General features: G+C 45.7%; 24 protein-coding genes and 1 other RNA gene. 17 read left to right on the top strand and 8 right to left on the bottom strand.

Annotated features, from left to right (window positions below):
* The first annotated feature begins 53 nt into the window (after positions 1 to 53).
* The 12 genes from MJ595_RS01250 (at position 54) to MJ595_RS01305 (ending at position 11,448) form a co-directional block, all read left to right on the top strand.
* Positions 54 to 3,143, top strand: coding sequence for a type I restriction endonuclease (locus tag MJ595_RS01250; RefSeq protein WP_263080706.1), 3,090 nt, complete (start codon positions 54 to 56; stop codon positions 3,141 to 3,143).
* Positions 3,137 to 4,771, top strand: a complete 1,635-nt coding sequence (locus MJ595_RS01255; protein WP_263080707.1) for a type I restriction-modification system subunit M — start codon at positions 3,137 to 3,139, stop codon at positions 4,769 to 4,771. The genes MJ595_RS01250 and MJ595_RS01255 overlap by 7 nt, the downstream gene beginning before the upstream one ends.
* Positions 4,764 to 6,017 (top strand): restriction endonuclease subunit S, encoded by a 1,254-nt coding sequence (locus MJ595_RS01260; RefSeq protein ID WP_263080708.1) that lies wholly within the window; start codon positions 4,764 to 4,766, stop codon positions 6,015 to 6,017. The genes MJ595_RS01255 and MJ595_RS01260 overlap by 8 nt, the downstream gene beginning before the upstream one ends.
* A gap of 430 nt (positions 6,018 to 6,447) precedes the next feature.
* A complete protein-coding gene (locus MJ595_RS01265; protein WP_263080709.1) occupies positions 6,448 to 6,696 on the top strand; it encodes a DUF4160 domain-containing protein in 249 nt (82 codons plus the stop codon).
* Complete coding sequence (locus MJ595_RS01270; RefSeq protein ID WP_263080710.1) at positions 6,647 to 6,925, top strand: DUF2442 domain-containing protein; 279 nt, start codon at positions 6,647 to 6,649, stop codon at positions 6,923 to 6,925. Before MJ595_RS01265 ends, MJ595_RS01270 begins: the two co-directional genes overlap by 50 nt.
* Positions 6,926 to 6,950: 25 nt before the next feature.
* Positions 6,951 to 7,694 carry an HIRAN domain-containing protein gene (locus MJ595_RS01275; protein ID WP_263080711.1) on the top strand — a complete coding sequence of 248 codons (744 nt, stop codon included), beginning with the start codon at positions 6,951 to 6,953 and terminating at the stop codon, positions 7,692 to 7,694.
* A gap of 137 nt (positions 7,695 to 7,831) precedes the next feature.
* Positions 7,832 to 8,281, top strand: coding sequence for a hypothetical protein (locus MJ595_RS01280; protein WP_263080713.1), 450 nt, complete (start codon positions 7,832 to 7,834; stop codon positions 8,279 to 8,281).
* A gap of 13 nt (positions 8,282 to 8,294) precedes the next feature.
* The gene (locus MJ595_RS01285) at positions 8,295 to 9,161 is read left to right on the top strand and encodes an exonuclease domain-containing protein (protein WP_263080714.1); all 867 of its coding nucleotides are present in this window, start codon (positions 8,295 to 8,297) and stop codon (positions 9,159 to 9,161) included.
* A 64-nt stretch (positions 9,162 to 9,225) separates the two neighbouring features.
* Positions 9,226 to 10,092 (top strand): GIY-YIG nuclease family protein, encoded by an 867-nt coding sequence (locus MJ595_RS01290; RefSeq protein WP_263080715.1) that lies wholly within the window; start codon positions 9,226 to 9,228, stop codon positions 10,090 to 10,092.
* A gap of 24 nt (positions 10,093 to 10,116) precedes the next feature.
* Positions 10,117 to 10,470: a hypothetical protein gene (locus tag MJ595_RS01295; RefSeq protein WP_263080716.1), complete on the top strand. Its 354-nt coding sequence runs from the start codon at positions 10,117 to 10,119 to the stop codon at positions 10,468 to 10,470.
* Between the two features lie 53 nt (positions 10,471 to 10,523).
* The gene (locus MJ595_RS01300; RefSeq protein WP_263080717.1) at positions 10,524 to 11,210 is read left to right on the top strand and encodes a DUF4357 domain-containing protein; all 687 of its coding nucleotides are present in this window, start codon (positions 10,524 to 10,526) and stop codon (positions 11,208 to 11,210) included.
* Positions 11,197 to 11,448 (top strand): hypothetical protein, encoded by a 252-nt coding sequence (locus MJ595_RS01305; protein WP_263080718.1) that lies wholly within the window; start codon positions 11,197 to 11,199, stop codon positions 11,446 to 11,448. Before MJ595_RS01300 ends, MJ595_RS01305 begins: the two co-directional genes overlap by 14 nt.
* A gap of 75 nt (positions 11,449 to 11,523) precedes the next feature.
* On the opposite strand, the gene MJ595_RS01310 is transcribed toward MJ595_RS01305, so the two are convergent.
* From MJ595_RS01310 to MJ595_RS01325, 4 genes are all read right to left on the bottom strand, one after another.
* On the bottom strand, positions 11,524 to 12,513 hold the full coding sequence (locus tag MJ595_RS01310; protein ID WP_263080719.1) for a hypothetical protein: 990 nt from the start codon (positions 12,511 to 12,513) through the stop codon (positions 11,524 to 11,526).
* 37 nt (positions 12,514 to 12,550) lie between these two features.
* On the bottom strand, positions 12,551 to 13,219 hold the full coding sequence (locus MJ595_RS01315) for a hypothetical protein (RefSeq protein ID WP_263080720.1): 669 nt from the start codon (positions 13,217 to 13,219) through the stop codon (positions 12,551 to 12,553).
* A 9-nt stretch (positions 13,220 to 13,228) separates the two neighbouring features.
* Positions 13,229 to 13,732: a hypothetical protein gene (locus MJ595_RS01320; RefSeq protein ID WP_263080721.1), complete on the bottom strand. Its 504-nt coding sequence runs from the start codon at positions 13,730 to 13,732 to the stop codon at positions 13,229 to 13,231.
* A gap of 73 nt (positions 13,733 to 13,805) precedes the next feature.
* Positions 13,806 to 15,917: an AAA family ATPase gene (locus MJ595_RS01325; RefSeq protein WP_263080723.1), complete on the bottom strand. Its 2,112-nt coding sequence runs from the start codon at positions 15,915 to 15,917 to the stop codon at positions 13,806 to 13,808.
* Between the two features lie 160 nt (positions 15,918 to 16,077).
* Here MJ595_RS01325 and MJ595_RS01330 point away from each other — a divergent pair, with 160 nt between their 5' ends.
* The 5 genes from MJ595_RS01330 (at position 16,078) to MJ595_RS01350 (ending at position 18,519) form a co-directional block, all read left to right on the top strand.
* Complete coding sequence (locus tag MJ595_RS01330; RefSeq protein ID WP_263080724.1) at positions 16,078 to 16,689, top strand: helix-turn-helix domain-containing protein; 612 nt, start codon at positions 16,078 to 16,080, stop codon at positions 16,687 to 16,689.
* 107 nt (positions 16,690 to 16,796) lie between these two features.
* The gene (locus MJ595_RS01335; protein WP_263080726.1) at positions 16,797 to 17,180 is read left to right on the top strand and encodes a hypothetical protein; all 384 of its coding nucleotides are present in this window, start codon (positions 16,797 to 16,799) and stop codon (positions 17,178 to 17,180) included.
* 81 nt (positions 17,181 to 17,261) lie between these two features.
* On the top strand, positions 17,262 to 17,666 hold the full coding sequence (locus MJ595_RS01340; RefSeq protein ID WP_263080728.1) for a hypothetical protein: 405 nt from the start codon (positions 17,262 to 17,264) through the stop codon (positions 17,664 to 17,666).
* Positions 17,667 to 17,680: 14 nt separating this feature from the next.
* Entirely contained in the window at positions 17,681 to 18,214 is a 534-nt protein-coding gene (locus MJ595_RS01345) for a hypothetical protein (RefSeq protein WP_263080729.1), read from the top strand.
* An 83-nt stretch (positions 18,215 to 18,297) separates the two neighbouring features.
* Complete coding sequence (locus MJ595_RS01350; protein ID WP_263080730.1) at positions 18,298 to 18,519, top strand: AlpA family phage regulatory protein; 222 nt, start codon at positions 18,298 to 18,300, stop codon at positions 18,517 to 18,519.
* A gap of 23 nt (positions 18,520 to 18,542) precedes the next feature.
* Here MJ595_RS01350 and MJ595_RS01355 read toward each other — a convergent pair whose 3' ends face one another.
* The 4 genes from MJ595_RS01355 to MJ595_RS01370 all read right to left on the bottom strand — a co-directional run bounded on the left by MJ595_RS01355 (position 18,543) and on the right by MJ595_RS01370 (position 20,965).
* Positions 18,543 to 19,943: a tyrosine-type recombinase/integrase gene (locus MJ595_RS01355; protein WP_263080731.1), complete on the bottom strand. Its 1,401-nt coding sequence runs from the start codon at positions 19,941 to 19,943 to the stop codon at positions 18,543 to 18,545.
* Between the two features lie 256 nt (positions 19,944 to 20,199).
* A non-coding RNA gene (ssrS, locus tag MJ595_RS01360) (6S RNA) lies at positions 20,200 to 20,380 on the bottom strand.
* 73 nt (positions 20,381 to 20,453) lie between these two features.
* Positions 20,454 to 20,759, bottom strand: a complete 306-nt coding sequence (locus tag MJ595_RS01365; protein WP_263080733.1) for a cell division protein ZapA — start codon at positions 20,757 to 20,759, stop codon at positions 20,454 to 20,456.
* The gene (locus tag MJ595_RS01370; RefSeq protein WP_263080734.1) at positions 20,756 to 20,965 is read right to left on the bottom strand and encodes a TIGR02449 family protein; all 210 of its coding nucleotides are present in this window, start codon (positions 20,963 to 20,965) and stop codon (positions 20,756 to 20,758) included. Before MJ595_RS01370 ends, MJ595_RS01365 begins: the two co-directional genes overlap by 4 nt.
* Between the last annotated feature and the right edge of the window lie 25 nt (positions 20,966 to 20,990).

The raw sequence follows: 20,990 nt of genomic DNA on the forward strand, positions 1-20,990 counted from the left end.
GCGGTAGCGTGGCGAAAAGCAGGTTATTAAAAATACAAAACGGAAGCAGATCAATGCCATTCACAGAAGACTCTCGCGTAAAAATCCCCGCTATCCTTCATCTGGTTCGACTCGGCTATGACTATTTATCCCTAAAGGGTGCCACCTGGGATATTGACAGCAACATCTTTCCGGACATTTTCAAAGAGTCCATCGCCCGCATTAATCCGGATATGGAACAAGACGACATAACTCGTTTCTTGGAAGAGGTGAAGCTGTCCCTGGATAACGAAGACCTGGGTGAAGCCTTCTATGAAAAATTACTCGAACGTTCAGGCACAAAGCTGATTGATTTTGAAAACTTCAACAACAATAGCTTCCATGTAGTCACAGAACTCACCTACAAAAACGGTGATGATGAATTCCGTCCGGATATTATTCTGCTGATTAACGGTATGCCGCTGGTCTTTATTGAGGTGAAAAAGCCTAATAATAGAGAAGGAGTACTGGCAGAGCGTAGCCGGATCAATACGCGCTTTCAGAACAAAAAATTCCGCCGTTTTGTCAACCTGACCCAGTTGATGATCTTCTCCAATAACATGGAGTACGATGACAACTCACCTCAGCCTATTGAAGGTGCTTTTTACGCCAGTCCTTCTTACCACAAGCCGATATTCAACTACTTTCGGGAAGAGAAAGAGTTTGATCTGACGGCGATGCTCAGAAAGGTCAGTGATGATACTGAACTGGCGGTTCTCAAAGACAATAATCTGGAAGTCATCAAGAGCAATCCTGACTTTATTTGCAACAAGGCACCGGGCACACCGACTAACCGTATCTGTACCTCATTGCTCAGCCGGGATCGACTTAAGTTCATCCTGCAATATGCCCTGGCCTATGTGCACGAGCAGGACGGGGTTCAAAAGCATATCATGCGTTACCCTCAGCTGTTCGCCACTAAGGCCATAGAGCAAAAGCTGAATGAGAATATAAAGAAAGGCATTATCTGGCATACACAGGGTAGCGGCAAAACAGCACTGACTTATTATAACGTCAAGTTTTTAACAGACTACTACCAGCGTAAGAATGTCATCCCCAAGTTCTATTTTATTGTGGACAGGATCGACCTGCTGACACAGGCCAAGCGGGAATTTACCAGTCGGGGTCTGAAGGTTCACACTATCAGCTCCCGCGATGAATTTACCCGTGATATCAAAGCCACCAAGGTTATCCACAACGACAGCGGCAAGCCTGAAATCACTGTGGTCAACATCCAGAAGTTCAAGGATGACCCTGATGTTGTCCAAACCAAAGACTATAACGTAGACATTCAACGCGTTTACTTTTTGGATGAGGTGCACCGTAGCTACAACCCCAAGGGGAGCTTCCTTGCGAATCTGGATCAGTCCGACCGCAATGCCATTAAAATCGGCCTGACTGGCACCCCATTGCTGGGCTCTGAATATAACTCCAGATTATTATTCGGCGACTATATCCATAAGTACTACTACAACGCATCCATTGCTGATGGTTACACCCTGCGTCTGATCCGTGAGGAAATTGCCACTAATTACAAAATGGCCATGCAGAAGGCACTGGATGATATAGAGGTTCAACAGGGCAATATCGACAAAAAAGATGTCTATGCTCATCCCCGCTTTGTTGAGCCTATGCTCAAGTACATCACTACCGACTTTGAAAAAAGCCGTGGTGCCATGAATGACCCGAGCATTGGCGGTATGGTGATCTGTGACAGCTCCGAACAGGCGAAAGAACTGTTTAAACAGTTCAACGCAGTCTATGCCGAAACGCCGGAGGAGGTCGCTGAAAACACCAAAAAGCTTAAAAAAGCTGGCTACAGCAAACAGCAAAAATACGCCAACAAGGTGAAAACCGCCGCCCTGATCCTCCATGATGTCGGCACCAGGGATGAACGCAAAGACTGGGTGGAAGACTTCAAGGCAGGCAAAATCGACTTTCTTTTTGTCTACAACATGCTGCTCACCGGCTTCGATGCCAAACGCCTGAAAAAACTCTATCTGGGGCGGGTGATTAAAAAGCATAACCTGTTGCAGGCGCTCACCCGGGTTAACCGTACCTACAAAGAGTTCCGCTACGGCTATGTGGTTGACTTTGCCGATATCCGTCAGGAGTTTGATGCCACCAATAAAGCCTACTTTGAGGAGCTGCAATCCGAGCTGGGCGATGAGATGGAGCATTATTCGGATCTCTTTAAATCACAGGAAGAGATCAGGAAAGAGATTGAGCACGTCAAGGATGTTCTGTTCAAATTTAACACTGACAACCCGGAAGCATTTTCCCGGCAAATCAGTGAAATGGATGACCGCAAGTCAGTGCTGGCCCTGAAAAAAGCCCTGGCCGATGCCAAAAGCCTCTACAACGTCATCCGTATGCAGGCCAATTACGAAATGCTGGAGCATCTGGATTTTCCCATGCTCAATAAACTCTACCGAATGGCCAGCGACCGTCTCGACCTGATTAACCTGAAAGAAAATATCGAAAAGGGTGATGAGGCCACTAACCTGCTCAACGTTGCACTGGAAGATGTAATTTTTGAGTTTATTAAAGTGGGTGAAGAAGAACTGAAACTGGCAGATGAACTGAAAAACACCCTGCGCAGAACCCGTGAAGCCCTGGCCAGCAACTTTGATCAGCAGGACCCGCAATTTATCACCCTGAAGGAAGAGCTTGAGCGGCTGTTTAAAAAGAAAAACCTCAATGAAGTGACTCAGGCCGAGATGAACAGAAATATCACGGCCCTGAATAGAATTCATGAGAGAGTGAAAGAGCTGAACCGGGAAAACAACCTGCTGCGCCAGAAGTACCATGGCGACCGCAAATACACCCGAATCCATAAGCGCCTTAATGAGAAAGCGTCAGGCAATAACAATGATCTGTCTGCCACTGAGCGCAAGATATTTGAAGCCCTGATGGGCATCAAACAACAGGCGGACGATATTGTGCTGAGCAATACCGATATGCTCGAAAATGAAGATTACTTTGAGCGCACCATCATGCCCCACGTGATCCGCGAATTTAAAGTGGAACGAAAGATTAACATAAACCCCGATTCAGCCCGGTTTATCAATAAACAGGTGGTCGGTGAATACCTTAACGAATTCAATGGAGATAGCGCGTGGTAGAACTCGCTTTTCAGGAACAAACCAAAGTACTGATTGATGGTTTAAAAGGCGTCTGTGCCAACTATGGCCTGGGTAATGACGGTAATGAGTTCAAGATCATCACCCAGAGCTTTCTGTACAAATTCCTGAATGACAAATTTGCCTTTGAAGTCAAGCAGCTCGATCCTAACCTTGCCAAGGCTGAAAAGTGGGAAGATGAACTGGCAGCCATGGCAGCAGACGACCTGGAAATGCTGCAACTGCAAATGGGGGCAGATACTGCACGGCTAAAGCCTGCCCACTTTATTGCCAATCTGTTCAATCAGCAACACCAGCCGGAATTTGCCAAACTATTTGACGATACCCTGATGGATATTGCCATCACCAACAATGATGTATTTGCAGTAAAGACCGATGGTGGTGCTAAGGTCAGGCTGTTTGACCGTGTCAGCGAATATATTGCCGATACCACTAAGCGGGATGATTTCTGCCGGGCCATTATCAATAAGCTGGTGGAATTCAGCTTTGAGCGTATCTTTACCCAGAAATACGACTTCTATGCCACCATCTTTGAGTACCTGATCAAGGACTACAACAGCAACAGCGGTGGCAAATACGCCGAGTATTACACGCCCCATGCGGTGGCCAGGATTATGGCTTCCATTCTGGTGCCGAAAGAGCAGCAGGGCAAAGTGAAAAATGTCAGCGTCTACGACCCATCGGCTGGTTCCGGCACCCTGCTGATGAATGTCGCCCATGCCATCGGTGAAAAGCGCTGCTCTATTTTTACTCAGGATATCTCCCAGAAATCTTCAAACCTGTTGCGGTTAAACCTGATCCTTAATAACCTGGTGCACTCCATCCCCAATGTGATTCAGGGTAATACCATGTTGCACCCGTCCCATAAAGACGGGAAAGACCTGCGACAGTTTGATTACATTGTCTCTAATCCACCCTTCAAGATGGACTTTAGTGACTTTCGTGATGACCTGGATAGCAAAGTGAATGAGGATCGTTTTTTTGCCGGTATTCCCAAAGAACCGGCCAAGGCCAAAGATAAAATGGCCATTTACCAGTTGTTCCTCCAGCATATCATCCACTCCCTGAAGCCCGGCGGTAAGGCCGCTGTGGTCGTGCCAACCGGGTTTATTACCGCGCAGTCCGGTATCGATAAAAAAATTCGCAAGCATCTGGTGGATCATAAAATGCTGGCCGGGGTGGTCTCTATGCCCAGCAATATTTTCGCCACCACTGGCACAAATGTCTCGATTCTGTTTATTGATGCGTCTAACAAAGGCAAGGTGGTACTGATTGATGCCTCCAATCTGGGGGAAAAGGTCAAGGAAGGTAAAAACCAGAAAACGGTACTAAAGGACGAGGAAGAAGAGCGCATTATTGATGTGTTTAACTTCTGTGATGAGGAGGAGGATTTTTCCGTTGCTGTGTCCTATGAGGATATTGCCGCCAAAAACTACTCCCTCAGTGCCGGGCAGTATTTTGAGGTGAAGGTTGAGTATGTGGATATTACACCGGAGCAGTTTGAAGTGAAGATGAAAGGGTTTCAGGATAACCTGAAATCTTTATTTGAGGAGTCCCGAAAGTTGGAGGGGGAGATTGAGAAGCAGCTGGCGGGAGTAAAACATGTCTAAATGGCCAGTAACTACTCTTCATAACAAAATTTTCATTAAACATGGTTTTCCATTTAAAAGTGAATATTTTTCAGAAAGTGGAGATTACATTGTATTAACCCCAGGTAACTTTTTTGAGGCTGGAGGGTTTAAACGCCAAGCAGGGAAGGAAAAATTTTATACGGGTAAAATTCCAAAAGAATACTTGCATAAAAAAGGAGACTTAATTGTTGCAATGACTGAACAGGCTGAAGGCTTGCTAGGTAGTTGCGCACGAGTGCCAGAAAGTGAAGTATATTTGCATAATCAGCGATTAGGGTTGATTAGTACTGATACTAGATTAGTAACTAAAGAGTATATTTACCACCTATTTAAGACCAAAACTGTTAGAGAGCAACTGCGTCTAACGTCTTCTGGTTCAAAAGTAAAACATACGTCGCCAGAGCGCATTTATAATGTTCAAGTTCCCTTACCTGAAGTTGAAACTCAGAAAAGAATCACAAAGCTACTTGATACAATTGAAGAAAAAATAGAACTCAACAACCGCATCAATGCCGAGCTGGAAGCTATGGCTAAAACCCTGTACGACTACTGGTTTGTACAGTTCGACTTCCCCGATGCCAACGGCAAGCCCTATAAGTCTTCTGGCGGCAAGATGGTTTATAACGAGGCATTGAAGAGGAATATCCCTGTAGAATGGAGTGTAAACAATCTCAAGGAGATTACGCCAGTTAGTAATGAATCAATAACCCCTAAAGACCATCCTGAAGCTTTATTTCGACATTTTAGTATTCCAGTATTTGATTCTACCCAAACTTACGGAGTCGAATGTGGAAGCTCAATCGGAAGTAATAAATTCAAGGTGAATGGCTCGGATTTGTTGGTTTCAAAACTAAATCCATGGTTTAGCCGTGTCATTTACGCATTAGAGGAGGATGACCAGATATGTTCGACAGAATTTGTTGTTTGGCGAACAAACAGTGATTCAATTAAGAACTTCTTGTACCAAATTGCCACATCAGGTCAGTTTATAAGCTACTGCACACAGTCAGCAACAGGAACATCTAATAGTCATAAGCGGGTGAATCCTACTGTCATGATGCAGTTTAAATTCCCATTTTGTGCTGACATTGCTACTGCATATGGTGAAAAAATAGACTCCGCCTTGAAGGAGATCATGTCGAATAAAAAACAAAATAAGCAACTCGTAGAACTCCGCGACTGGCTCCTCCCCATGCTAATGAATGGCCAGGTTAAGGTACAATAAGCTACTACTTATCTCTGGCCTTAACGGAAAACCAGCGTGACAGCACCTTATAAGATTATCGAGATCAACGAAGAGATGGACTCGCCGGAAGATCTCGGCACCAGGGGAAAGTCCTGGTACACCTATAAAGACCAGAAATGCCTATGAAGCGGGTTTCAACATTTCTGAGAATGTCGCAAAAGCTTTTCTGTTCACCACAGAGGCGCAGAGGACACAGAGAAAAGCCTTTACCTAAAAGCAAAAAACTCTGTGCCCTCTGTGCCTCTGTGGTAAAAAAGGCTTATTGCGATAGCCTCTCCTCCGAAGGAACCCCGTTGCGGCCACCCCTTGCATGGATACTCACTGGCAGGTGAACACCGCAGGAACACGCGACTATCCGATTAGCATGCTACTATGGAAAGGGTAACGGGAACTGGCGGGGGATGTGTTTGTGAGTCCAACGGTATTCAGGGAAAAAGGCTACCGGTTTTTCTTTTTTTCAAGAGAGGAAGAAAGGCCTCATATTCATGTGGTTTCCGCTAATGGCGAATCCAAGTTCTGGATGGAACCGGCTATTGAGGTTGCCAAGAATTATTTCCATTCTGCCAAACAGGTTAAAGAGATTGAACAACTGATCAGGGAGCATCAACATGACATCATCAGCGCATGGAACCGACATTTCCGCAGTGGAAGTTACTAACATATCGGCTCACGGCTTCTGGCTACTGACCCGTACCGGCCGGGAGTTGTTTCTGCCCTATGCTGATTTTCCCTGGTTTAAAGATCAGCCTGTTAGCGTTATTGTTAATGTCGAAGAACAGGGTGAGGGGCATTTTTACTGGCCTGACCTCGACGTAGACTTGAGCGAGGCGATCATTGATAACCCACAGGAATATCCGCTGGTGGCAAAGCAGAAAAAACAGGCATAAGCGTGCCTTAACTCTGATATGAACCATGAACCGTGTTTATTTAGCCTGGCAAGACCCAAAAGAGAGAAGCTGGCATACCGTTGGGCGGCTGGCTCAAGAGCAGGATCTGTTTGTTTTTGACTATACCCAGGGGGCTAAAAACGACTCTTTTATCCCGTTTTCTGGAATGGAAAAGCTGGATATCACCTATAAGTCAGACAAGCTGTTTCCTCTCTTTGCCAATCGCCTGCTATCGGAACGGCGACCCGAGTACAAAATGTTGCTTTCCTGGCTGGGATTATCAGAAGACAATAAAAGCCCTCTACAGGTGCTGGCTAAAACCGGTGGGGTAAAAAGCACCGATAACCTGCAAATCTTTCCTGAAGTGGCTCCCAGTCAAAATAACCGCTTTGAAATTGATTTCTTTGTCCACGGCGTTCGTTATATTTCCGATTCAGCCAGACAGCGTATCAAAGAGCTAAAAGCTGGTGATCAACTATTTTTTATGAAAGATATTCAGAATCCGGTTGACCGGCTTGCGCTGGCGATCAGGACTGGAGACACACCGGAGATTGTTGGTTACTGCCCCCGCTTTTTAGCCCACGGCCTGTCTGATCTAACGATGGATAACAATGCCGAGCTGTCTCTCAGTGTTGCCAAGGTTAATCAGGATGCCCCCCTGTATTATCAGCTGATGTGTAAACTAAAAGTCTGCTCAAACAAGGCCGTAACGATGTTTAATGGCAAAGAGTTCCAGACCATTGCTGGTGAATCCAGCGCATATCATTAATGCAGCTTAGGCTGATTTTGAATAATCTGGTCAGAGTTTCCTGACAACCTGCCTTCCAGTATTGCCCTTTGGTTTTGAATACCAGACGCGGCAGTCTCATTGCTTACGTTCCAATCATTGATTAATAAAAACAGATTATGAGTCAATTAGAGCTGGATGAAGATGATCAAGTCGCCGTCTTTCTTGCAAAGAAAATGGCTCGCCGGTTCCTGAACGAATACGACTTAACGCCTGAACACGTTATTGGTCTTGGTAAAGCGCTTTATGCCCTTGACCGGTTACCGGAGTTAACGCCTGGGGCCAATATTGAGTTTGGCCTGTGCTATAGCGCATCGTCACACACTATAAGTGAAACCCGATACAGAACCTTCCGGATAACAGAAGACTCTTTTGAGATTTCAATCGGCGGTTCTATTGAGCTAGATAGGTGTCTGGACAGTATTTCTGAACCTGGCTGGACGATAGAGGCGTCTGGTTTCAAAGAGCATGGTTTTTATATTTATGCTCTGGAAGATGAGCTGTGTGAATACCTCAATCTTGGTGCTGAAATTACGGTTGATGATGAATCCTACCTCGAATTTCCATAAGGTGTAGTTAACCATGAAATTTGTTGCGATCGATGTGGAAACGGCAAATGCAGATATGGCCTCCATTTGCCAGATTGGTATTGCTGAGTTTGATAATGGCAAGTTGGTTAATGAGTGGCAGTCGCTGGTTGATCCAGAGGATTATTTTGATCCCATTAATGTGGATATTCATGGCATTGATAAAGACGATGTTGATGGAGCTCCTACTTTTCCTGAGCTAATAGACACGTTATCAGGGTTCTTATCCAATGCTGTCTGTGTCAGTCATACTCATTTTGATCGGGTTTCGGTTGGCCGTGCAGTTGCCAAACATGCTCTGCCCCCGATTGATACGATATGGCTGGATTCCGCTATGGTCGCAAGAAGAACATGGGATCAGTGCGCACGTAGTGGCTATGGCCTGGCGAACGTTTGCCAGCTGATTGGTTATGAGTTTAAACATCACGATGCTCTGGAAGATGCAAAGGCTTGCGGACATGTTATGGTGGAGGCGATTGAAAAGTCCGGGATCGACGTCAGCGAATGGCTGAGAAGAGTAAAACAGCCTATTGGTCTGGTTTCCCCAGATGGAAAAGTCACTGTTGCCAGGGATGGAAACCCGGAAGGTGAACTGTATGGTGAAGTTTTAGTATTTACCGGGACTCTGATGATTCCCAGGCGAGAAGCTGCTGATCTTGCTGCCAGCATTGGCTGCTCTGTTGCTGCTGGGGTAACCAAAAAAACAACCATGCTGGTGGTGGGAGATCAGGATATCACCAAGCTGGCTGGTAAAAATAAAAGCTCCAAGCATCTCAAAGCCGAAGGACTTATACAAAAAGGGCAAAAAATCAGAATCATTAAGGAAAGTGATTTTAGAGAACTGGTTAATGAAGCGAGCTAGAACAAGTGAAATAATACTTATAGATTGAATCTATTCAAGTTTATTATGAGTGATTTTTTAATATATGAAAAGTGGGTTTATTTATATTCTATCGAATGATTTGTTTATGCCAAATCTATACAAAATTGGGAAAACAACAAGAGACCCAAACTTTAGAGTCAAAGAGCTGAGTTCTGTATCAGGTATACCTGTAGATTTTCATATGGAATTTTCAGAATGGGTCTCGGATGTTGACTTGGCAGAACTGCAAGTACATTTAGAATTGGAAGAACATAGAGCAAGTAATAAAGAATTTTTTAAAGTTAGCTTAAAAGCTGCCAGGAGTGTTGTAAGAGGGGTTTGTGATAGAATTAATTCAAAAAAATCAATAGATAAAAAGTTAACTTCAAGTGATGCTGAACTTTTTAGGATGATTGAGATTGTTAAAAATAGTCGGCAGACCTATGGGGCTTACACAGTAGACAAAATTAAAGGTTTAATTGAGAAGTCTATTGTCGAAAGTGTTGTGGTTAATGCCTGCTATTTTTTAGCTATGCACTATTTTTATGAAGGAGATTTTAAAGAGGCACTCATATATTTTAACAGAGTTAAATATAAAGAACATTTTTTAGAACGTGGCTCCACTGGGGGTGGGGATTTTTTTTATGATAAGGGGCGCTGCTATTTTTATCTGGGAAGGCTTAATCAGGCAAGCTACTGTTTTAAAAAGAGTCAGTTAGAACTTGAAAAAGAAATAAGTATTGCTGAAATAAATGTTGCTCAAGGGAGATTAGCTGAAGCAATAGCCATTTATGAAAGATTAAAAAAAAGTAAGCGATATAGCTACTTGGAATGTCTTTTTGATGCAAGGGTTGGGTTGCTTAAAAATCTGGGTAAAATTTTAAGCAGTTTTCATATTAATCAGCATGTTGAAGTCAGTGGTGTTAAATAATGGTGTTTGAAGGTTTAATAGGTTTTGTTTAAACGATTTATCACCCTGTTATTGATAGCTATGCTGACTGGCTGTGCAGGCACTAATTATAATTCAGCACAGGCACTGCAAACGGGTGGCATTATCCAAATTAATGAGCTGCCTAAGTCTGTTGCAGAGAAAGAAGGCTATGACTTAAAAGTGGTCATTCGTTCTGTGTATGATGTTGGACTGAATACCAATAAGTTAGAAGCTCGTCTGAAGTTGATCAGTATTTTAACCCCTGACTGCCATAGCCCGGCACTGATTTCTGAAAAGGTCATTGAAGGGAAAACGGCTATAGGGGTTACCATGAACCGGTATTATATGGATGTTCAGTGTTCACCTGGTATGAGCTGATAGCTCAGCCCTCATTTCCTTCCCCCAGCAAATTTTAGAGTTATAGAACGCTAATGGGTCATAAATTTTCTTATAAAGATATTGAAGAACTCACTCAGTGGTCATCTGAATTTATCAGTATGGCCGTAAAAAATAATAACTGGAGAGATGCTCAAACGGTTATTGATGGCATTGCATCGGTTCTCAACGTTAGCCAGGCGTTTTTAGAAGAGACTGAGAGTGATAACTGGCTGATTAATAAATTACAGGCCGTATTTTATGGCGCAGAGGCTATTGTGCATGGTTTCTCTAATCTGAGCAGGGAGGATGCAGAGCAGGATGTTATTTATAATCTGAAATTAATAACGCAAGCCTTAAACAAAAGGAGGGATAGTGAAAGGCTGGCAGAGACCGAGGATACCTATAATGGTTTGCCTTTATTCTATCTCACCACAAAAGGCCTTCACGCAAAAGGCGTTCCTTTTGGAAAGCAGTTTATTCTCTTGAAAGGCTCACAGGTCTCAGTCAGTACGGCGGATTCCTGTCAGCCTTCAGCCATGGCCAAGAGGGAAGAGCTAATAGCCAGTGGTATTATCAGTCGTAAAGGTGACGCTTATGTGTTAAAAAAAGACTGTCTGGTGGATAGTCATAGCACTGCCGCAGGTATTATTGTTGGTTATAGCATCAGCGGCCCTGAATGTTGGAAGACAAAGGATGGTCGGTCGTTAAAGCAATGTGGTAGTGATTTTGTTCGAGCGTAAGATTAATCCATTTCTAGCAAAGAGTTTATTGACCGTCAGCATTTTATTGACTGCCGGATGCTCTACTGTGATGCAAATGGAATTGCTATACAATACACCAGCTAAAGGGCTGCAACGTACATTCGCCACTAAAAAGATTCAGATAAACAAAGATACGGGCGCTTTTGTCGTTTGCGAAAAGGCTATATTAGAGATGCTGCCAGAAGTGGTGGCTGATGTGGATAAAAAATACAATTGACTGGTGTTGATTAAGTGGCGGCTGGATTCAAGCCGCCCCTTTTCGATAGATGATTGAAAATATTTACATCTTGCTTTAGGGGATAATATAATCAGTATCGTAATAAAAGTAATGCCCCATGAAAGGGGGGAGTTCTTTGCTTTCCATTCCCTCAATCTTATTGTTTTTTATATTCACAGCCAGAAGGCCAACAATCCTTTCCAGTTGTGGTGTGCATAGAACTAAAAAAGATAGCCTGAATAGATTGCTGTACTCTGCACGATTTAGTAACTCATAAGCTTTAAGGGCGTTATCTTCGGAATCATCCATGATATTGGGGAAGATTTTTTTCCTGTTTTCTTCACTTGGTTTGGCAACTGAGGTGAAGGAGACCTTTTTTATTATTTTATCGCGCTTTGCCCCTACGATTTTTTGTTTGCTTAATTCTGTGACGGATGCACTTTGCTTATTTAAATCAAGTTCTAAGACGACAGTAGGCCTGTAATCAGCTGCTTCAGCCTGCCAAAATGACTCTATTAAAAAGGTTTCAGCTGTTGGAAGATATAAGTTAATCGCGTACTCCTCTACAGTACCACTGCCAAAATCTGGTGACATGGAACTTTCTAGTAATACTCTTAATGGATGTTTTGTCTGAGTGTTGTGATGCTGATGGTGTGGGGGTTGATGAGTTTTATGGATTTCCTTCATTCTCATTGATACTACCGGGAGTGACAGTTCTTCTCCATCCTTAGTATCCGTGTAATAGGGTAAAGAAAACCATGATTCATTTGCCGGATGATAAGCGAGTTGCTGAGCAGCCTCTTTACCGACCTGATCTTGAGCATCTCTCACCGCATCTCCTCCCATAAAAGAAGCCGCCATGCCTTTTATGAAAGCTTTATCTTGCGTGTAAATATCAAATTCTTTTTTAAGGAAGATACGTTCATACTTTTTTTCATTAGCATTATTCTTATCTTTGTGAATAAGCAACATGCCTGCTAAAGCGTTATTAGCTAAAGATATTGATATGATACATTTTAAAAACACTGAACAACGAAAATCAGAACCCATTTTTTTCACCAGCATTATTTTTTGAGCATACTTCTTGATATTTTAAAGTAGCTCATATTTTTTGATATTTATTTATTAATCTGGCCACCACCGGCAAACACCCCCTATCCAGATAGCTATCACACAAACTCCAGTAATACTGATGCCAGTGGTGATAATCCCGCCTCCAGTTCTGTCGCAGGATATTACAGCGTTTGATAATCTCCTTGGGTGGGTAGAGGTGCTCTTCGCTGAGGATAAAACGCCGGTAGTCCATCACGGTATAGGCCACCACGCTGCGGATTTTCAGGCGGGTAGCGGGGCGGTAGTTTCTGTCGATGGCAGCAAAGTTATTTTCTACATCGCTGTCCAGCCAGCTGAAAAAACGGCCCTGCTCACGGAGGTAGTCGCGGCTTTGAGGGCCATAGGCCCAGACGGCCCATGACTTGATTGGTTCTGGCAGGCTCTCGACCACAGCGATAATCATTCCGGCCTCTACAGTGTCGCAGATTCGGCGGTTGTTGGTTTGTCTGCCGGTCTGGTCGTCCCGGTAAAAACCCACCGGGTTAAATTCAGCCAGCAGTTGTTTCCGCTTGTTGTGTTTCTTTCTGTGGGTGTTTCTCAGGAAGCTGGCAAAGTCAGGCTTGCGAACGGCCACAGTGTGCTTGACCTCAAAGCCTTTACTGGTCAGGTTCATTGCATAGGCGTCGTGTATTGCCTGGCGAGCTGAAATCCATTGCATAGCGTTCCCTCAATGGTGACCGTAGAGGGCAATCAGTACGGCATCCGCTCGGCCATTGTCTTTTTTTCGTCGTACATCCGCATCGGGGTAAAGATCCAGCACCCGTCCACGGGAGGCATCCTTGTGCTGGCCAATTAACCGGGCGGAGCGTTTCCATTGCTGCGGTGTGACGTAGCTTAATGGCAGGCTCAGTGCTGCAATGGCTGATTCTGCTGCACCGAAGGCACGGCCAAAATTAAACATGCTGGTCACCCCTTGCCCAGGCATGGCGGAGACCCGTTCCAGAAAGACCCGCTGTACGCTGTCTTTTGGATAGGGGTTCAGCAGCCGGGCAATACCGCTGCCACTGACTTTCTGCTTGCGACCATTACGATCGGGTGCAGTGGGCATATCCACCAGTTCCACGATGGAACGGTTCTCGGCATTGAGTACAGCAATGGCTCCGGTCACACCCGGGTCGATTCCAATCACCACCTTCATCCTGCTTCCCTCCGTTTTCCAATTCCCTGCCATTACTCATCCCTGACCGTCTCAAGTCCTCGTGTAATCACCCCTCTCCCCCTATAAGGGGGAGAGAGGGGAATGATTACACTTCAGAAGGGCTTTTGATGACGTTTTGATTACGGGTCGATGACGCACTTTGATTACTTTTGATTACACTTTTTGGTGTTTTTTTGAGCTGTTGATTACATTGGCCCTCTGAGTTGATTACCGATTGATTACATCTGCCGGTTATTTTCTGACTGTTTTTTGAGCAGAGCTGGTAGCCTGCCTCGGTTAAACAGACCTGTGATGCCACTTGCTGAATCAGCTTTTTTTCCACCAGTGTTGCCTGAGTCCGGCTCCAGTTCTGGCGATTTTTAACCGGTTTATCCTCGCCAATACTGACTCGCTTCCACTGTTGGATGGCGATGGATGTTTGTATGACTTCATCCGGGCTAGTGGTGATGGCTGTCACCAGTTGATACAGGCTGTCCAGAGTGCCTTGCTGTGCCTTGCCCAGTGCTTGTGGTTTGGATAAAGCATGTGTCTCTTTGTTTGCCCGGTTAAGCACACAGCTGGTTTGTGGCTCGCCGTAGCTATCGGTGAATGAGAGGGTGACGGGCTGCAATGTCAGGGGTAGTGGTGCAGGTTCGTCAGCATCTTTCATTTTTTTCGGGATGATCATCAGCTGGTCACCGGTTTTCATCACGGCGTATTCGGCATCGGCAGCCCCTTTCAAGGCACTGTTACCTCGCGCCCGGTCTTTATGGGCGACACCGGTATGGTGAACCACCAGTACACAGCAGTTGAAGCGTGCCCGGAATAGCTGGTCGATATGGCTGATGAACAGGTTCATCTCTTTGGTGGCATTCTCATCGCCGGGACCAAAGTTGCGGGCAAGGGTATCAATAATAATCAGGGCGGGTGTCTGGTTTACTCTATTGGCGGTTGTGGCTATCTGGTCGCTGACGATTCGGGCATGGGTGGGATCAATCAGTGAGGCGGCAGACTGGCTGGGATAGATAGGGGCACCCTTCAGGCTTTGGCTATGGTGTTGTTGCCAGGCCAGTAACCGGCGGGATAAACCGTTGTGGCCTTCACCGGCTATATAAAACACCGGGCCTTGCTGGTGGACGGGATGACCCTGCCATTGACTGCCGGTAGCCAGGGCACAGGCGATATCCAGTGCAATAAACGATTTACCACAGCCGGGTTCGCCGAAAAGGATGGCCAGGCTATCGGTTTCCAGAAACCCTTTGATCAGCCAGTTCACAGGTTTGGGACGATTTAACAGTTCATCCAGCGGGACAAAGCCAAATGCGGGTGTTTCAACAGGAATGGTCTCACCGGGGTGACGGTGGAGGTGTGTTCGGGCAATGCTGGCAATGGTGGTATTCAGTTCTGTGGGTGTTAGTGGTGGCTGGTTGCCCTGATTCCAGCTATCCAGTTGCTCCTTGATGTCACGAAGGGTATTTCCTTGCTGGATAAGCTGACCTGTTATTTTGGCCGCTGCGTTATTTCGGCCTTCGCCTTCTTTCAGGTGGCTGTAATGACTATTTGTGTTTGATCCGCTGGCAGCGTTTTGGTGGCTTCTGTTTTTTTTAGAGGCGTTGAATGCATTGATTGCCTTGAGGTCTGCCGCTTTCAATACCGGCAGGTCGAGTAATTCAGATAATGGGTAATGCTCGTCTATCTCCCATTGGTAACGGGTGCCGGTGGCATGGGTGGAGCCGGGGGCGACGACATAGCCACCTGCACCCCGGATGTCTATTTTGTTTTTTCTGGCGGAATTACGGATATCAAGGGAAGGGTTAGCCGCAAAGTAGAAGTGTTTGCCCTGCCGGGTCGTGACCCGTACCGGTGTTGGCGTGATGCCGCCGGATTCCAGCCAGTCAACCGCTGCCGGGGAGTCGGCATCCACGACAATCACTGGCTGGCCGGTAACAATCGCCCAGTTGGTATTGGGCCAGTTGCGGGTCCATTGTTCCAGTTGCTGATCGGTTGGTGCCTGTTGCTGGAATGCTTTCCACTGGATACGGGGAGTTTTGGGCCACTCCTTCTGTGCCTTTTGCCGGTCGCCATCACACCTATGCTGGGTAAACCAGTGGGGAGGTTCTTCAAAAGGGCTGCCGAGAGGGATAACAGACAGTCCCTGCTCGTTAAGATGCCAGGCAATAGAGGTGGTATCCGGTAGCTGTGCGTTTTGACCTGTCATAGTGTTTTAGTAGTTGTTATTTTTTTGAACTGTTATTGAATTTAGCATTGACTGAAGCGGTTATGAAGTCAAAAAAATGAACGAGGTGTTCGACAGGCTTTTGCCTGTGCAGACAGGCTGATGAATAATAGAGGTTCAATCACAGAACAAGGTCGGGACAATGGACTGGAAAGAACGGGTCAGGCAGTTGATGAAAAAGAAGGGGGTGAACCAGTCTGAACTGGCAGAAACCCTCGGTATGGCCAAGTCCAGTGTTTCCCAGTGGCTGGGGCCGGGTGAGCTTTCAGAAAAGAATACCATCAAGGCGCAGGTGCTGACGGCAGCGGCATTGGGGGTGCCGACAGAGTATCTGGTCAATGGTGTCCATCGAAAACAGGCACCGGGTATGGCGGTGCCGGTACTGGATTACGCCGCCATTGCCGACTGGGTCTCTGCCCAGGCTGACCCCGAAAGTGCCGACTGGATCTTCTGTCCTGCCGACTGTAGTGAGTACACCTATGCCACCGTCGTGCAGGGCAATGCCATGGATAGCCATATCCATAAAGGGCCGACCTTTTCCCACGGGGCCGTTGTGTATGTTGACCCGGATAGCCCGTTAACCAATGGTGCTGTCTGTGTGTTTGATTGCGATGGCATCCATATCGGTGAATATACCGCTGTGAATGGTAAGCAGCTGCTGGTGCATGCCAATGCCCAGTATCCGGCTATTGATTTGGAAGGGGCAACGTATCTGGGTAAGGTGCTGGGTTCATACCGTCCGGCGGGGGCTTGAGGGCGGTAGTTTATTAATTGTTCATCAATAGTTCAAAAATATTATTGACATTCGAACAGAACGGCAGCAGACTGAAATTCAATAAATAAAACAAACAGTATGAATTTATGAACTTCTTCAATGCCAAGCTCACGGAAGTAGCGATCAGGCAAATGGTTAGCGAACTGACCGGCCTGAATGACCGGATTGGTCAGCTTGAAGCCTCAGTCTGCCAGTTACTCAAACGATCCCGGTCAACCCGCAAGGCGCTGGCCAGCTGCATCAACGATTACAATCAACGTCTTTATCAACGCTTTGCCAGCCAGAACCGGCTGGCGGATTTCAGTGATTATCGCATTCCTGCCTCTTTTCTGGTGGATGGCTATCTGGTTCAGAATCAGGGGCAGCAAGCGATGGTGACAGCCGCTTACTCTATTCATGAACGCACAGGGCGTCCCGGCCTTGAATGCCTCAGGCTAACCCCACCTGAATCTGCAACCCAATCATTATGAGTGCAGAGGACTGGCTGTCAGCCTTGGTACTGGCCGCTTTTATCACTGTAATTAGCTGGTATTGGTTACAGGCATTGGCAAATGGATGATATTGAAATGGATCATGCGGGAATGACTTATTCAGAACAGCGGGAGAGTCCTCTGGCCTGGCAGCGGCTGGCACTGGCGGTGCTGGCTCAGGCGATCAGGGATACGATGGCTAATTACCATAATGGTGTGCGGGTGAAGGTGGTGCCGGATGAGGTTGCCGGGGAAAAGAAAAAAAGAGCGGTTTACCGGAAAGTAAAAAGTATGGCGTTACTCAGGCTATCAGAGCCTTATCGATTTCTAACCACGGCTAACGCGGGCAAGGCCTTCTGGTGTGAGTGGCTGGGGCTGGATGAAACACTGGTGACGGAATACATGGCCAGCCTGCTGGCCACTGAAAAGACCATTGACGTATTAATTGAGCGCATAGGGTTTGGCAGTACCTCGAAATTAATCTGACAGGAGATGGTGTGATGGATAACACATTGGATGACCTGATGGCATTTGTGATGGCCGAGCTGGACACCCTTAAGCAGAAGTGCAGGGAATATCAGGGGCAGCCGTCTTTATGTCCGCAGCCCACTATTTATGAGCAGAAGGTCAATGACATCGTTGAAAAGGTAGGATCGCTGTTGCTGGAAAAAAAGTGGGCGGGACGCAACAGTGCAGAGGCTGTGGTGGCCTCGTTTAAAATTGCCGAGGCATTCCGACAGGCATTGAATGACAGTGGAGATTTTGATGAACTCAATTTTCTGGTGCTCAGTGTCGGCCAGTCTCTCACCCTCAAGACCATGCCCAGTGCTTCCTCGATTCAGGACTGGATTAAAGGCTTTGGCTGTTTCTCTCTGGATGAGGTGGTATTGATCGGAAAGAGCGCTGCCTGCACCCTGGCTAAACAACAGGCTTCCAACGAGTTAATTCATTACGTCAAAGCTGCCGCCTATCACGGGGATGTGTTCTCTGATGCCAAAATTCGGGAGCTGTTGAAGAAAGATAAGTCAGCCTGAACAGGGTTGGCAGTGCGGGGTAAATAAAACGGCCGTCCCCTTGTATTGACCAGTTAGTGTACTAAGGTCTCATGGCTTGGTGAGTGTATCAAATAGCTATTGCTGAGGTGATTATGAATGAACTTGAGTTAATGGGACTGAAGGATGTTAAAAAATATACAACGCTTTCATGTGCCACCATCTACCGTTTGATTGACTCCGGTGATTTTCCCAAGGGGCAGAAAATTACCAGGAATCGTCGGGTATGGCTCAAGCCGGATGTGGTAGAGGCTGTCGAAAAAATGCTAAAAAAATATCAGGAATAAAGAGGCTGAGCACAGCCTTCTGCTTACCCTTCAAATATCTCCAGTGCATCCATCAGATAATTATTGAAATTAAACTGGCGATAAATCTTTTTCAGTTCTTCTCCCGGTACTTGTTCATCGAACTTCATGGCATGAATATCAGGTACTGAGCAGAGGTATTCTATAAAGTCTCCCCACATCTGGAAGGCGGCTCTCATCACGTGTATTTGTTTGGCCTGATTATAAACCCGGCTCATACCTTCGCGGCTATGCCCTGTCATTGCCGTCGTAATATATTCAGCGACACCGATATTAGTCAGATGGGTTTCCAGCGTTCGTCTCAGGTCATGGTTGATTTTATTCATGATGCCATAATGGTTGCGGTAGGCTGTGATATAGTTGTCGTAGTTTCTGACGCTGGACGCACCCTGAGGATTTTTGATCCATTTACCATTGAGGTAAACAGTAGTTTTACTGCCAAACACATGGGTCTTGTTGCTATGTTTTTCGATAGCCTCCTTGAATACTTGCTGGAGCTGGGATGACATGGGAATTTTAAAGTCTTCCAGAAATTGTGCTTTTTTGCGGTTGTCCTGATTTTTCAAACGGCTGGCAGGAATTGTCCAAATGCCGGTATTAAAGTTAAATTCTTTTTTTTCTGCTTTTATTACCTCGGAGCGACGGCAGCCGGAAAAAATCAAAGCCTTTTGAATAAGCAATACATCGCCAGCCACCTGATAACTATCCTTATTAAGAAGCAGTGTTTTTAGCTCATGCATTGAGTAGTATGTTTTTCGAACATTCTTGATCCGCTTAAGCCCAAGGTCCGCAAAGGGGTTAGTTTTTACCAGGAAGTTTTTCTTTCCCCATCGGTACATGGTTGCAGTGAACCTTACGGTATCATTGACGGTTTGCTCGCTTTTTACCTTTCGCATGGCAACTACCATAGTTTCAATGATCTCGTGGGGAATATCATCCGCTGCGTAATCTTTTAAAATAGGAAGTACATAGTTTTTAATCCGATTGTATGGTCGGGGGCTGACACCTTCCTTATCAACGTATTCAGTAAAATAGGTGCTGACCAGATTTGAAAATAAATAAATACCTTCCTGTGCCGCCGGATCGGGATTAACAGACTCACCTGTAATTTTATAAATGATTTTTGTAAAGACTTCTGGTGAGCGAATATCGAGATTGTTTTTTCGGGCCGTTCTGGCCTCCAGGTGTATTCGTTTAGCATCAGCAAGGCTGCGATGGGGGTAGTCACCGTATTCAATGCGAGACTGCTTTCCATCATTGAACTTATCTATATATCGCCAGCAGAAACACTTTCTGCCTGATGGAAATATTCTGCATATCAGGCCATCGGTATCGGTAAGAACATATTCTTTCTCTTTTGGTTTGGCATTTCTGATTGTGGTATCAAATAATTTTATTTTTGGCATTGTTTACAACCTGGAACGTATTATTTTTTTAAAGTTCCAGTGAGGTTAAAGTGGCGTGAAGATTTGGGCAAGGTTTTTTTGGGCAATTTGGGCAATGTTTTGGGCAGTTTTATCTGCGCAGCTATGAGAACGGTTAAACAAAATGGAACAAAAGTTTCACTTTTATAAAGCGCTATTAACTGGATTGGCTTTTGGTTAACTGTTTGATATTTAGGGTTATTTGGGTGTAAAAGGAGAATATAAGAAGGGATGAAAAAGTCCCCCCACCCTGCCGCTGTCAAGGGTTGCCCGTGGCCGTAAGGTCACGGTGGGAGCTACTGAGCTGCATCGGGCTTTCCACTACAGGGTGGACATGCACTCCAGAAACTGCGAGGAACTCCCTGAGGTAGTATTATCGGCTCGGGTCGTATTTTGACTGGCATACAGGCCAGGGGAACTTACGATCAATTATATCGGTTGTTTCGTTCAAGTCTGTAGTTATTTTCCCCTTCCTGAACTTATGCCCTGAATTCAACAATCTACAGATTCCAATGCCCGGTTAAGCTTACCTAGCAGTTGCTCAATATGTTCATGGGTCTCGCTCTGGTCATCGTTGGTCTGTCGACGGGACTGCAACAGCTCATAGCTAATATTCAGGGCAGCCATCACGGCAATTCTTTCAAGACCGATCACTTTTCCACCTGCACGAATATCCCGCATTTTTTCGTTGAGATAACGAGCAGCTTCTATCAATGCCTCACGCTCGTCTGGTGGGCAGTTGACCCTGTATTCCTTATCCAGAATTTTTACAGCTGCAGCAGATGCACTCTCAATCATGATTCATGTTCCAATGCTTTGAGATGGGTAATCATGGCTTCAACCTTCGTTCGAGCAGCTTCATTCCTTTCAACCAATTGTTCCCGCTCTGTTCGCCACTGTTTCTCTCTATAGCGAAGCTGTTTGTTTTCTTCTTTTAGTTTTTGGCAGAGAGCAACCAGGTATTCAATCTTCTGGTCGAGTGCATTGAAGTCCGGATTATTCATGGGTTCCTGAAAACTGAGTTAATGG

This window comes from Endozoicomonas sp. Mp262 (assembly GCF_025643335.1).
In the GTDB taxonomy this organism is placed as follows: Bacteria; Pseudomonadota; Gammaproteobacteria; order Pseudomonadales; family Endozoicomonadaceae; genus Endonucleibacter.